Source organism: Gordonia tangerina (genome assembly GCF_021556435.1).
GTDB lineage: Bacteria > Actinomycetota > Actinomycetes > Mycobacteriales > Mycobacteriaceae > Gordonia > Gordonia tangerina.
The window spans coordinates 1-13,843 of record NZ_JAKGCU010000033.1; the positions used below are offsets into that span (position 1 = coordinate 1).

A 13,843-nucleotide genomic window follows, 5' to 3' on the forward strand; every position below is an offset into this window, starting at 1 on the left:
CACGACTCAATCGACTACCGTGAGACACGACATCCTCCTTGATGTGATTTGGGATACCAAGCCCCTCGACCACATCAGGAGGATGTCTCGGCTCTCACACCTTTCAAGGAATTACTAGGAGGCCGGAGCTTGCGGAGGCCGTCACGAAGGGCAGTCGCCGCGACGATCATCCGCTCAGTGCGCGAGACCTTCGTCCTTGCTGCCATAGGCATCGCGCAGCTTCGGCTTGACCACCTTGCCGCCGGCGTTGCGTGGCAGTTCGTCGATGATGACGAGGTCCTTGGGCTGTTTGAAGCGGGCCAGGTTCTCGTTGAGAAACGGCTCGAGTTCGGCCAACGTCAGGTCGTCGACGCCTTCGGCGAGCACCACCACTGCGACCGGCACCTCTCCCCACTTCTCGTGGGCGCGCCCGATCACCGCGGCCTCGGTGATCTTGGGATGGGAGAACAACACGTTCTCCACCTCGGCGCAGTAGACGTTCTCACCGCCGGAGATGATCATGTCCTTCGCACGGTCGACGACGTAAAGGAAGCCCTCCTCGTCCTCTCGCACCAGGTCGCCGGAGTGGAACCAACCACCGCGGAACGCATCCGCGGTGCCCTGCGGATTCTGCCAGTACCCCTTCATCATGTTGGGTCCGCGGTAGACGATCTCACCGACCTCGCCGCGCTTGACGTCATTCATCATGGGATCGACGATGCGTGCGGTCACCGCCGGCACCACCTTGCCGACCGAACCGATCTTGCGCAGCGCGTCCTTGCCTTCGAGGATGCAGGTGATCGGCGACATCTCCGTCTGTCCGAAAGCGGTCATGTTCATCGCTTGTGGGAAGTTCTCGTTCATCGCGTTGAGGACCGTGTCCGACGCAGGCGCGGCGCCCCAACTGATGGTCCGCAGTTTGAGATCGCGCGGACGCGCCTGCTGCGCGGCACATACCGCCTGCCACTGGGCGGGCACCATGAACACCGAGGTCGTCCCCTCGCGTTCCAGCGTGTCCAGCATGTCGTCGGGATCGAAGGCGCCCAACGGGTGGATCACCGATCGGACACCGCGATAGAAGACCGGCGCGAACGCCGCGACTCCCGCGATGTGGAAGATGGGCGGCACCACGGATGCGACGTCATCCTCGCCGCTCTCCCCCGACGTGGCGATCACCGTCATCGCCTGCGCCTGGAGGTTCTGGTGAGTCAACATGGCGCCCTTGGGTTTACCGGTTGTGCCAGAGGTGTACATGATGAGGGCCACGGCATCCTCGGGTACATCGATCTCGGGCAGATCCGACGGGTCCTCGGTCAGCAGGGCCGCATAGTCGAGGTGGTCGGAGTCGGCCGGCCGATCGACCACGATGATGCCCTCGACGCCCCCGGCCGACGCGACGGCAGCGTCGATCAGCGGCGCCAGCATCGCCTCGGTCACCACCATCTTCGAACCGCTGTCGGTCAGCAAGAACGCGACCTCGGCCGGGCTCATCCGGATGTTCACCGGTACCGGGATCGCGCCGATCAGGTTGGCACCGAGAACAGCCTCGATGTACTCCGTGCGATTCAGCATCGCCATGAGCACGCGATCCCCGAATCGGACGCCGCGCCGGTGCAGGGCGGCCGCAAACGCGTGGGTTCGTTCCTCGAGTTGCCGCCACGTGGTCGCCCGGTCGAGGTACTTCACCGCGACCTGATCGGGCACCATGAACGAGTGTCGGCGGATCTGGTTGTTCCAATGGTTACGCCGTGAACGCATCGGCTCGGTGGTCAGTTCGCTGGTCTGTCCGCTGGCGGTGGCAGTCATCCTCGTCTGTTCCCCTGTCGTGAAAGTGTGGGGCCATCGGGTACCCCGGAATTGTGGCCTCGACCACACAGTAGGTCGGGCTGCCGGTGTTCCGAGGGCGAATCGGCGATTCGCCGGGCGCCCGTTGCCCCATGGTCGTCAGCCTTGGATCGACTTCACTTCCAAAAACTCCTCAAGCCCGAATTGTCCTGCCTCGCGGCCGATTCCGGACTGCTTGTACCCGCCGAAAGGCGCGTCGAGATTCATCCCGGCGTCGTTGACGGCGATCTGGCCGGCGCGGATCTTGCGCGCGACCTGCTGGGCGCGCTCCGTCGAGCCCGACCACACCCCACCGGCCAGTCCGTAGATCGTGTCGTTGGCGATCGCGACGGCCTCCTCCTCGGTGTCGTACGGCTCGATCGCCAATACCGGGCCGAAGATCTCCTCGCGGTGGATCGTCATCTCCGGTGTGACATCGGAGAACACCGTCGGCGACACGTAGGCACCCCCGCCCTCCGCAGGCTCGGTCTGGCCGCCGGTCACCACCCGGGCGCCCTCGTCGATGCCCTTACGGATGTAGCCGAGCACGCGTTCCTGCTGGGTGCGCGAGGACAACGGGCCCAGGACGGTGGTCTCGTCCGTCGGGTCACCCACCGTGATCGATTCGGTGACCGCCTTGGCGATGCCCTCGACCTCGGCCAGCTTGGCGCGGGGCACCAGCAGGCGGGTCAACGCCGAACACGTCTGGCCGGAGTTGATCATCGCCGCCTGCACGGCGGCCGGCACCGCGGCGTTCAGGTCGGCATCGTCGAGCAGGATGTTGGGGCTCTTGCCGCCGAGCTCGAGGGAGACCCGCTTCACGGTCCCCGATGCCAGTTCGCTCACTCGCCGTCCGGCGCGGGTGGATCCGGTGAAGCTCACCAGGTCGACGTCGGGATGAGACGCGATCGCCTCCCCCACCTCGGGTCCGGTGCCGAACACGACGTTGAAGACACCGGCCGGAAGGCCAGCCGCCTCGACGATCTCGGCGAGAATGATCGCGTTGAGCGGAGTGTTCTCACTCGGTTTCACGACGACGGTGTTGCCCGCGGCCATGCCGTAGGCGGCTTTGAGGGCGATCTGATGCAGCGGGTAGTTCCACGGCGTGATCGCTCCGATGACGCCGTAGGGTTCGCGGACGATCGTCGAGCCCCGGTAGCTCTGTTCGAATTCGAACTCGGTGACGATCGTGGCCGATTGGGCAAAGCTGTTGATCGGCAACGGAACCTGAGCGGCCCGAGCGAACGAGAGGGGTGAGCCCATCTCGCTGGAGATCACTTCTGCCAGTTCATCGGCCCGCTCGGTGAGTCCTTGTGCGATGGCACCGAGGTAGCGGGCGCGCTCGGACATCGGCGTGGCCGCCCAGCTGTCGAATGCCGCACGCGCGGCGGCGACGGCGCGGTCGACGTCGTCGGCGGAGCCGGCCCCGACCTCAGCGATGATCTCGTCGGTCGCGGGGTTGGTCACCGGCAGCAACGAACTTCCCGTCGCGGGAACCCATTGTCCGTTGATGTAGTGGTCCTTGTGTGTCCGCATGTGGTTCTCCTCAGTAGTCCTGATCGGTGTAGACGACGACTCCGCGCAGGTTCTTGCCCTCGGCCATGTCGCGATAGCCCTGATTGATGTCCTCGAGCCGATACGTCGTGGTCACGAGCTCGTCGAGCTTGAGGTGTCCGGTCCGATACAGGTGCAACAGCTTGGGGATCTGCGTGCGCGGACCGACCCCGCCGAAGATGGCCCCCTGCACCCGCTTCTGCAGCAAGGTCAACTCGAACAGATTGAGATCGACCTGCCCGTCCTGGAAATCGCCCATGCCGGTGACCACGACCTGCCCGCCCTTGGCGGTCAGTCCCAGGGCCTGCTGGACGTGCTCACCGGAGATCACCCCGACGGTGATGATCACGACGTCGGCCATGTGCCCCCAGGTGAGGTCCGGCAACTCGGCGATCGCCTCGTCCACCGTGGAGTAGGTGTGTGTCGCACCGAACTCCATGGCCTTCTTCTGCTTGAACTCGACCGGATCGATGGCGATGACGTAGCGGGCACCGGCGAACGCTGCGCCCTGGACGGCGTTGATCCCGACGCCGCCCACGCCCATCACCACGACGACGTCGCCGGGACGGGTGTCACCGATCTCGGTCGCCGACCCCCAGCCGGTCGAGACGCCGCAGCCGAGCAGCGCAGCCTTGTCGAGCGGGATGTCCTTCTCGATCTTGACCACTGAGGCCTGGTGGACGGTGACATAGGGCGCGAAGGTGCCCAGCAGGCACATCTGTAGCACCGGCTGCCCGTTGCGGCTGACCCGGTAGCTCTTGTCCGAGATGGCCTGACCCGACAGCAGTCCCGCGCCTTCGTCGCACAGGTTCTGCCGACCGGTGGCACACGCCGGACACGTGCCACAGGCGGGGATGAACGCCAAAACGACGTGATCGCCCTCCTCCAGCCCGGTGACACCCGGCCCGACCTTGGTGATGACCCCCGCTCCTTCGTGGCCGCCTAGGACGGGCATGAACGGCACTGGGCTCGAGCCGCTCTGCAGATGTGCGTCAGAGTGGCAGAGGCCAGACGCTGCCAGTTTGACCTGTACCTCCCCCGCAACCGGCTCGCCCAGCTCGACGTCGTCGATCTTCCATTCGGCGCCGACATCCTCGAGGATCGCTGCTTTGGTCTTCATTTGTCTGCTCCTTAGAACTCGGTGGGAACTCGGGCAAAAGCTCCGGCGCACGCACAGGTGCGCAGGACAGACGCACCGGTGACCCGCTTCGCACCGAAACCCAGCGTGTGACACCTGTCACTTCGGTCGTGGATGAGCGTATGGTCGGACTCTCGGGTGACAACAGGCCATCCGCGGCCAGAACCACTGCAATTGCGGCCATCTTCGAGCTGGACACTTGTCCCACAAAGGTGCAAGTCACAACGGTGGGGTCGTTGCCGTGATCTGGATGAGGCGTGATACTGCTCACAGGGCAGGGTGTGCGTCTGAGGAGAGGATGACAGCGTGACGATGATCGTCGAAGCCGGCGGGGGGCTGGACGACTCCGATCCTGCGGACCCCGTGTTCGCCCGCATGCCGGATCCGTGGGACCACCCCCGCACGACGGCCGGCGTGGCCATCATCTGCGACTGGGCACAGCGGCACGGGAGTGCGATCGAGCGTCTACTCGACGGCAGTGGGCTGACCCGCGCATCGCTGGGTGACGCCACCGTCCTGATCGAGGCGCAGCAGGAGATCGTCGTCATCCGAAACCTGCTCGATGCCCTCGGGCACCGACCGGCAATCGGGGCGCAGATCGGTCGGGAGTATCACCTGACGTCCTACGGTTACTACGGCTACCTGCTCCAGGCATGTGAGATCGTCGCCGACATGGTGCGCTGCGGGCTGCGGTACTCGCCGCTGACGTTCGCTTTCGCCACCATGACCGGTGAGTTACTCGCCGGCGAGCGGTGGTCGCTCGCCGCGCACACCGACGGTGTGCCCGACGACATCGCCGCATTCGTGATCGAACGCGATCTGAGCGCCAGCGTGCAAATGCAACGTGAACTGTTCGCCGGGACCGGCGTCACGCCGCTGCAGGAAGTGCGGTTCGCCCATCGCGTCGAGGATGCTGCGGTGCGTCGGGCCTACACCGAGGTCTTCAACGCTCCGGTTCGATTCGGTTGTACGCGTGACGAATTGATTTTCGAGCGGTCCTACCTGGACCTTCCGTTGCCGATGGCCAACCCGCACACCGCTGCGGTGATCATCGAGCAGTGCGAGCGGATTCGAGCAGAAAGGCTGCATGCCAACGGGATCGCCGGACGCGTGCGTGCCTACCTGCTCGATAGGCCGTCGCTGGACTGCACTCTCGAAGAGTGCGCTGCCGACCTGCACTACTCCGCACGGACCCTGCGTCGCGGCCTGACGCGTGAGGGCACGTCGTACCGCGCCATCCATGACGATGTGCGTCGAAGCCTCGCCCATGACCTCATGCGGGACACGAATCTGCCGCGTACGCAGATCGCCGAACGTTTGGGATATCGCGATTGGTCGAGTTTCTCGCGTGCGATGCGCCGGTGGGCGGGCACGGCACACGCACAATGACGTCGACGTCGGTTCCCCGCAGGAGCACCCACGGGGAACCGACGTCGCGCAGGGCCGGCCTCAGACCAGTTCGAACCCGTGGTACCCGGTCACTGCGATCCCGTCGAGGATCTGCTGGTAAGTGCCCACCCCACCGACGAACGGCAACGCGGCACGAGGTTTTCCGGGCACGTTGGCGCCCATGTACCACGACGGAGCCTGCTTGAGCAGCGTCATGTCGGCGGCGTCATTGGTCGTGTTGACCCAGTTGTCCTCGGCCGCCACGTCCGGCTCGATGCGTGTCAGGCCGTGTTCGCGCAGGTGGCTCAACGCAGCGCTGATCCACTCCACGTGGGTCTCGATGGACGTCACCATGTTCGACAGCACCGACGGGCTCTGCGGTCCGGTCACGGTGAACAGGTTCGGGAAACCGGCCGACATCAGTCCGAGGTACGTCCGCGGTCCGTCGGACCACTTGTCGCGCAGCGTTTGTGCGCCGTGGCGGATGTCGATCGCCGCCAGCGCCCCGGTCATCGCGTCGAAACCGGTGGCCAGGATGATCACGTCGAACTCGTGGTCGGTCCCCCCGGCCCGGATCCCGTGTTCGGTGATGCGTTCGATCGGTTGTTCGTTGACGTCGACCAGCGTCACATTGGGTTGGTTGTAGACCTCGTAGTAGCCGGTGTCCACGCACATCCGTTTGGCCGCGATCGGGTACGACCGAGGAGTCAGCTTCTCGGCCACCGCCGGATCGTGCACCTTGTCCTTGATGCGGTTGCGCACATACTCGGCGGCCCGGGCATTCGCCTCCTCGTTCTGCAGGAGATCGCGGAAGGACTGCTGGAAGCACAGGCCACCATCGTCGTAGCGCATATGCAGTTCCGAACGGATGCGCCCATCGTCGAGGTCGTCGAAGAACGGCGGAAGTTCATCGCCACAAGGTATTCCGCCGACCGAGAGTCGGCTCTCCGCCCGGAAGTCGTCGTAGTGAGTCTTCAGTTCCGCCAGTTCTTCGGCGATGAGCCGGTTCTGCGCGGGGACGGCGTAGGTTGGGGTCCGTTGGAACACCGTCAGCGAACCAACCGTGGGTGCGATGGCCGTGATTGTCTGAATTCCCGACGATCCGGTGCCGATGACCGCGACCCGTTTGTCGGCGAAATCCACCTCGTCGGTGGGCCAGTCCCAGGTCCAGTACACGTCTCCGGCGAAGTCGTCGAGGCCGGGGAACTCGGGAAGCAGCGGTTTGGACAGACATCCGGTCGCGGCGACGACGTAGCGCGCGGTGATCGTCGCCCCGCTGTCGGTGGTTGCGGTCCACATGTCCTGCGGATCGTCGAAATCGAGTGATACGACCCGAGTGTCGAATGAGATGTCCGTGCGAAGGTTGAGCTTGTCCGCAACGTGTTCGAGGTAGGCGAGAATCTCGGGTTGCGCCGCATAGCGCTCGGTCCAGTTCCACTCCTGCTGCAATTCGGGATCGAAAGAGTAGGAGTAACCGATCGATTCGATGTCGCATCGCGCGCCGGGATATCGATTCCAGTACCAGGTGCCGCCCACCTGCGGCCCGGCCTCGACGACATGGGCATCGAATCCCAGTTCGCGGAGTTTGTGAAGTTGATACAGGCCGGAGAAACCGGCGCCGATGATCAGTACGTCCCGGTCAGGCATCGCTGGTGGCCTCTTCCTGTGGCGCGCTGGTGTGCGCGTGATTACTGATGAAGGTGGTGATGTGGTCGGCGACGAGCGCTATGCCGGTCTGATAGCCCGGCAAGATGTTCGCCATCTGGAAGTAGATGTGCATCTGTCCTTCTGCCTCGGCGAGGGTGACCGGTACACCGGCCTTCTCCAGCGCCCGGGCGTAGGCCACCCCCTCGTCATGCAGCGGGTCGTATTGGCAGACATAGACCAACGCGGGTGGCAGGCCCGACAGGTCGGCGGCGCGCAGTGGTGATGCGTCGGGGTGGGTTCGGGCCGCGACGTCGGGCAAATAGTGGTCCCAGAACCAGATCATCGTGTCCCGGCTGAGCATCAGTTGGTTCTCGGGGTCCACGTAGGACGGCGTGTCGACATCGCAGTCGGTGACCGGATACACCAGGGCCTGATAGTCGATCTGTGGGCCACGGCGGTCGCGTGCCCAGTGGGTCATCACCGCGGCGATGTTGCCGCCGGCGCTGTCGCCCGCGACGATCAGCGGCGCGCCGGTTGTGGCGAGTTCGGCGAGATGTTCGGCAGCCCAGCACAAGCCGAGGTAGCTGTCCTCGATCGCGGTCGGGAACCGATGCTCCGGCGCCTTCCGATAATTGACGAGGACGACCGTCGACCGCGTGCGGTTCGCCAGATCGCGCCCGACATGGTCGTACTGCAGATCGATGTCACCCAGCACCCAACCGCCGCCGTGGAAGTAGACGATCACCGCTTCGGGTTCTCCCTCGGGAATGAGTGCGCGCACCCGGAACAGGCCGCCGTCAGCACCCTTGAGCTTGACGTTGCGGACCGCACCGACCTCCGGTCCCCGACCACTCATGCCGGCGAAGATGGGTCCGGTCATCCTGGCCAGTGCCGGTGTCTGTTCGCTGATCGGTGGCTGGCGTTCCTCGGCGAGTTGCTGCAACAGCCCCTGTGATACCGGTTCGAGCGGCATTCTTGTCCCCTTCTGCCTCGGCGGGGGTCGGATGACTCCCGCAGCCGAACTGTGATGTCGATCACCATCAACATAGAGCGCCGTTGGGTGCCGACAACAGCACCATTCGGGCCAACACTCGGCAATTCGGGCCACTCGGCACACCCCGGTAGGGTCGGGTCATGGAACTGAACGGGGTTGGTATCTGGAGTTCACCGCTGCGTTATGGCGATTCCGCGGAGGCGGCCGAGGCGGCGGCCGAGCTCGACGAGCTCGGGTTCACCGCGCTGTGGGTGCCCGATGTCGGTGGGCCGCTGATGGATTCGGTGGAGAACCTACTTGGGGCGACCACCAAGGCGGTCATCGCCACCGGCATCCTGAACATGTGGATGCATGAGCCGGCAGACGTCGCAGCGGCGCACGCGCGCCTCACCGCAGAACTCGGACCTCGGTTCCTGGTGGGACTGGGGATCAGCCACGCGCCGTTGATCGATGCCCAGGAGGCCGGTCGGTACCGGAAGCCGTTGGCCACCACCAAAGCCTTTCTCGACGGTCTTGACGCGGCGGCCGATCCGGTTCCGGTCGACAGTCGCGTCCTGGCCGCGTTGGGTCCCAAGATGCTCGCGTTGGCATCTGAACGCAGCCGCGGAGCGCACCCGTATCTGGTGACACCCGAGCACACCGCGATTGCGCGTGCGGCCGTGGGCGAGGGACCGTTGGTCGCTCCCGAGCAGACGGCGATCCTGGCGTCGGACCGCGATGAGGCGCGCGCTATCGGCACCAAGTGGCTCACCGGCTACCTCGCAATGCCCAACTACGCCAACAACCTCCTGCGCCTGGGCTTTTCCGAAGACGATCTGCAGACGGTCAGCGACCGACTGTTCGACGCACTGATCGCCTGGGGTGACGAAGCGGTCGTGCTCGACCGGATCGAGGCACATCGTGCGGCGGGCGCCGATCATGTCTGCGTCCAGGTCCTCCAGGCCGACCATCGCGCGATGCCCCGCGAGCAGTGGCGGAGATTGGCTGCCGCCCTGAGGTAGCGGGCGTCGGATGGAGCATTGCACGGAATGTGCGTAGCGTGGAACGCGGACTGCACCCGAGGAATATACCCGTAGGGGTATGCATTGGAAGTGTCATGAGCACTCGTGAGATCACCATCGACAATCTGCAAGAGACCATCGGCCAGGACGGCATCGTGCTGCTGGACTTCTGGGCGGGATGGTGCGGACCGTGCCGCCAGTTCGCGCCAGTGTTCGAGAAGGCGTCCGAGACGAACGACGACATCGTGTTCGGCAAGGTCGACACCGAGGCAGAGCAGCAGCTCGCCGGCGGGTTCGGCATCCGATCGATTCCCACCCTGATGGCCTTCCGAGATGGTGTCCTGGTTTTCAATCAGCCGGGAGCACTGCCTGCTGCGCAGCTCGACGAATTGATCGGCGCGGTCCGCGACCTCGACATGGATCAGGTGCGCGCGGAGATCGCCGCCGCCGAGAAGGAACAAACCAACAGCTGAGCGCTGGGGCGGGCCAGCCCGACGACGTGTGAGGTGAACGTGCCGATTGTCGGCACGTTCACCTCACTTTCGACGTCGAGTCGAAACGCGACCGTGGTCTGTCGGGCGAATCCGTAGGGTGGAGTCGTGGACGACTCTCGACGGTGTCTGGTGACCGGAGCCACGGGCTACGTCGGTGGCCGCTTGGCGCCCCGCCTGCTGGCCCGCGGACATCGGGTGCGGGCGCTGGCCCGCACCCCGGCCAAGATCGCCGATGCGCCCTGGGCCGCCAACTCCCGTGCAGAGGTGGTGCGTGGCGACCTGTCCGACCGTGATTCCCTGCTCGAAGCTTTCGTCGACATCGACGTTGTCTATCACCTGGTGCATTCAATGAGCACCGACGCCGACTTCGCCGACGAGGAGCGGCGGTCCGCACAGAACGTGGTGGCCGCGGCGTCTGCCTGTGGGGTGTCGCGCATCGTGTATCTGGGCGGTCTGCATCCCGAGGGTGTGGAGTTGTCCGAGCATCTGGCATCACGCGCCGAGGTCGGCGAGATCCTGATCGATTCGGGGATCGAGACGGTCGCGCTGCAGGCGGGCACCCTGATCGGATCGGGGTCGGCATCCTTCGAGCTGATCCGGCACCTCACCGAGCGATTGCCGGTGATGACCACACCACGGTGGGTGCACAACAAGATCCAGCCGATCGCCGTCGGCGACGCGTTGCACTATCTGGTCGAGGCAGCCACCGCTGACGTGCCGACGTCACGGACGTGGGATCTCGGCGGACCGGATGTCCTGGAATACGGCGACATGATGCAGCGATACGCCGAGGTCGCCGGCCTGCCCCCACGACGGATGATCGTCCTGCCCTACCTCACCCCCACCATCGCGAGTCGCTGGGTGCGCCTGGTGACCCCGATCAGGGGCAAGATCGCCCGCCCACTGATCGAGTCACTGGAATGCGATGCGATCTGCCACGAACACGACATCGACGATGTGATCGCCCCGCCGACCGGCGGACTCATGACCTATCGCGCGGCGCTGGCCGCGACGCTGCAGCGGGTGGCCCGCGGCGACAACTCGGTGGAGTGGTCGAACGCGACCGCCGACACATGCGCTGCCGAACCTCTACCCACCGACCCGCCATGGGCCGGAGAGGTTTCGTTCGGCACCGTCGATCGACGCGTCGAGGACCGGTCAGCCCCCGATCTGTGGCGGCGCCTGCGATCGCGCACGGGCACGCGCTGGGAGGTCGTGGCGGCCACCGAGCCGACGCATCTGCGGATGGGGACCGAGCGCGGACAGCCCGGCCGCGCGTTCGTCGATCATGCGATCACCGACAGATCCGCCGACGGACACGTCGGCGCCGAACTCGTCACGACCTCGACGTTCTTTCCACGGGGACTCGGCGGTCTCCTCTACTGGCGGATCGGCGTAGCGTTACGAGCGCTCGGGGCTTCGCGCTGGGACCCGTTCCGATGACAGGTTGTGCTCTGCCAACAGGCGGGGGTGAACCGGTCGGTGCACACAACGCCCGCTCCGACGTGATACTGGTAACGCCGAGACAAAATCTCGCACCACTTGCATACGCGACCAAGAACTGGAGTTGAGAAGAGAACATGAGCGCGGAGAAGCCGACCATCATCTACACGCTGACCGACGAGGCGCCGATGCTCGCGACCTACGCCTTCTTGCCGGTGATACGCGCGTTCGCCGATGCCGCCGACATCAACATCGAGACCAGTGACATCTCGGTCGCCGCGCGCATCCTCGCCGAGTTCTCCGATCTGCTTCCCGAGGACCAGAAGGTGCCCGACAACCTCGGCGAGTTGGGCCGGCTGACCCAGCTTCCCGAGACCAACATCATCAAGCTGCCCAACATCAGTGCGTCGGTCCCCCAATTGCTGGCGGCCATCAAGGAGTTGCAGGAGAAGGGCTACGACCTGCCGGAGTTCCCGGGCAATCCCAAGACCGACGAAGAGAAGGCGATCCGCGACCGCTACACCAAGTGCCTGGGCAGCGCGGTCAACCCGGTTCTGCGTGAGGGCAACTCCGACCGGCGAGCCCCCAAGGCCGTCAAGGAATACGCCCGCAAGCACCCGCACAGCATGGGTGAGTGGTCGATGGCGTCGCGGACCCACGTCGCGCACATGACCGAGGGCGACTTCTATCACGGCGAGAAATCGATGACCGTCTCCGGCGACCGCGAGGTCAAGATGGAGCTCATCACCTCCGACGGCGAGACCCTCGTTCTCAAGCCGAAGGTGTCGCTGACCGACGGCGACGTCATCGACAGCATGTACATGTCCAAGAAGGCGCTCGTCGAATTCTACGAAGAGCAGATCGAGGACGCCTACAAGACCGGCGTGATGTTCTCGCTGCACGTCAAGGCCACGATGATGCGGGTGTCGCACCCGATCGTGTTCGGACACGCGGTCAAGGTGTTCTACAAGGATGCATTTGCCAAGCACGGCGAACTGTTCGACGAACTCGGCGTGAACGTCAACAACGGTCTGTCCGACCTCTACAGCAAGATCGAGTCGTTGCCGAGCGCGCAGCGCGAGGAGATCATCGACGACCTGCACAAGTGCCACGAACACCGGCCCGAACTGGCGATGGTCGATTCGGCCCGCGGCATTTCGAACTTCCACTCCCCCAGCGATGTCATCGTCGATGCGTCTATGCCGGCGATGATCCGTGCCGGCGGCAAGATGTATGGCGCCGACGGGCGGCTCAAGGACACCAAGGCCGTCAACCCGGAGTCGACCTTCTCGCGGATCTACCAGGAGATGATCAACTTCTGTAAGACCAACGGGCAGTTCGATCCGACCACCATGGGCACCGTGCCCAACGTCGGGCTGATGGCGCAGAAAGCCGAAGAGTACGGATCGCACGACAAGACGTTCGAGGTGCCGGCCGCGGGGGTAGCCAACATCACCGACCTGGCCACCGGCGAGGTGCTGCTGACCCAGAACGTCGAGGAGGGCGACATCTGGCGGTTGTGCATCGTCAAGGACGCCCCGATCCAGGATTGGGTGAAGCTGGCCGTCACGCGTTGCCGCGATTCCGGGATGCCGGTGCTGTTCTGGCTGGATCCGTACCGCCCGCACGAAAACGAGCTGATCAAGAAGGTGCACAAGTACCTGCCCGATCACGACACCGAGGGTCTCGACATCCAGATCATGTCGCAGGTCCGAGCGATGCGGTACACGCTGGAGCGGGTCATCCGCGGGATGGACACCATCGCTGCGACCGGCAACATCCTGCGTGACTACCTCACCGACCTGTTCCCCATCCTCGAACTCGGCACCAGCGCCAAGATGCTGTCCATCGTGCCGCTGATGGCCGGGGGTGGTCTGTACGAGACCGGTGCGGGTGGATCGGCACCCAAGCACGTCAAGCAGCTCATCGAAGAGAACCACTTGCGGTGGGACTCGCTCGGCGAATTCCTGGCGCTCGCGGTGAGCCTCGAGGAACTGGGCAAGAAGACCGACGACAAGCGTGCGGTGCTGCTGGCCAAGGCGCTCGACGCGGCGACCGGCAAGCTGTTGGAGAACGACAAGGGACCGTCGCGGGCCGCCGGTGAGCTCGACAACCGGGGCAGCCAGTTCTATCTGGCGATGTACTGGGCTCAGGAACTCGCCGAGCAGACCGAGGATCCCGACCTCGCCAAGCGTTTCACGTCGCTCGCGCAAGCCCTCGCCCAGAATGAGGACGCGATCGTCGGCGAACTGAACGGAGCGCAGGGAGATCACGTCGACCTCGGCGGCTATTACTACCCGGACCCGGAGATGACCGCCTCGGTGATGCGCCCGAGCAAGACGTTCAACGACGCGCTGGCCGCCGCGCGAGACTGAGCCGA

The 13,843-nt window shown here is 64.9% G+C and carries 10 protein-coding genes; 5 read left to right on the forward strand and 5 right to left on the reverse strand.

Annotated elements, in window-relative coordinates:
* Positions 1-174: 174 nt before the first annotated feature.
* From fadD5 to L1892_RS22430, 3 genes are all read right to left on the reverse strand, one after another.
* Positions 175-1,785, reverse strand: coding sequence for a fatty-acid--CoA ligase FadD5 (gene fadD5, locus L1892_RS22420; protein WP_235725995.1), 1,611 nt, complete (start codon positions 1,783-1,785; stop codon positions 175-177).
* Positions 1,786-1,923: 138 nt separating this feature from the next.
* Positions 1,924-3,339, reverse strand: coding sequence for an aldehyde dehydrogenase family protein (locus L1892_RS22425; protein ID WP_235725996.1), 1,416 nt, complete (start codon positions 3,337-3,339; stop codon positions 1,924-1,926).
* 10 nt (positions 3,340-3,349) lie between these two features.
* Positions 3,350-4,477 (reverse strand): NDMA-dependent alcohol dehydrogenase, encoded by a 1,128-nt coding sequence (locus L1892_RS22430; protein ID WP_235725997.1) that lies wholly within the window; start codon positions 4,475-4,477, stop codon positions 3,350-3,352.
* A 330-nt stretch (positions 4,478-4,807) separates the two neighbouring features.
* Between L1892_RS22430 and L1892_RS22435 the strand changes: the two genes are divergently transcribed.
* Positions 4,808-5,884: an AraC family transcriptional regulator gene (locus L1892_RS22435; protein ID WP_235726023.1), complete on the forward strand. Its 1,077-nt coding sequence runs from the start codon at positions 4,808-4,810 to the stop codon at positions 5,882-5,884.
* 60 nt (positions 5,885-5,944) lie between these two features.
* Here L1892_RS22435 and L1892_RS22440 read toward each other — a convergent pair whose 3' ends face one another.
* Complete coding sequence (locus L1892_RS22440; RefSeq protein ID WP_235725998.1) at positions 5,945-7,531, reverse strand: flavin-containing monooxygenase; 1,587 nt, start codon at positions 7,529-7,531, stop codon at positions 5,945-5,947.
* Entirely contained in the window at positions 7,524-8,504 is a 981-nt protein-coding gene (locus tag L1892_RS22445; RefSeq protein WP_235725999.1) for an alpha/beta hydrolase, read from the reverse strand. Before L1892_RS22445 ends, L1892_RS22440 begins: the two co-directional genes overlap by 8 nt.
* Positions 8,505-8,665: 161 nt before the next feature.
* Here L1892_RS22445 and L1892_RS22450 point away from each other — a divergent pair, with 161 nt between their 5' ends.
* The 4 genes from L1892_RS22450 to L1892_RS22465 all read left to right on the forward strand — a co-directional run bounded on the left by L1892_RS22450 (position 8,666) and on the right by L1892_RS22465 (position 13,838).
* Positions 8,666-9,526: an LLM class F420-dependent oxidoreductase gene (locus L1892_RS22450; RefSeq protein ID WP_235726000.1), complete on the forward strand. Its 861-nt coding sequence runs from the start codon at positions 8,666-8,668 to the stop codon at positions 9,524-9,526.
* A 95-nt stretch (positions 9,527-9,621) separates the two neighbouring features.
* Complete coding sequence (gene trxA / locus L1892_RS22455) at positions 9,622-9,999, forward strand: thioredoxin (RefSeq protein ID WP_235726001.1); 378 nt, start codon at positions 9,622-9,624, stop codon at positions 9,997-9,999.
* 126 nt (positions 10,000-10,125) lie between these two features.
* Positions 10,126-11,463, forward strand: coding sequence for an NAD(P)H-binding protein (locus tag L1892_RS22460; protein WP_235726002.1), 1,338 nt, complete (start codon positions 10,126-10,128; stop codon positions 11,461-11,463).
* Between the two features lie 137 nt (positions 11,464-11,600).
* A complete protein-coding gene (locus L1892_RS22465) occupies positions 11,601-13,838 on the forward strand; it encodes an NADP-dependent isocitrate dehydrogenase (RefSeq protein WP_235726003.1) in 2,238 nt (745 codons plus the stop codon).
* Positions 13,839-13,843: the final 5 nt, after the last annotated feature.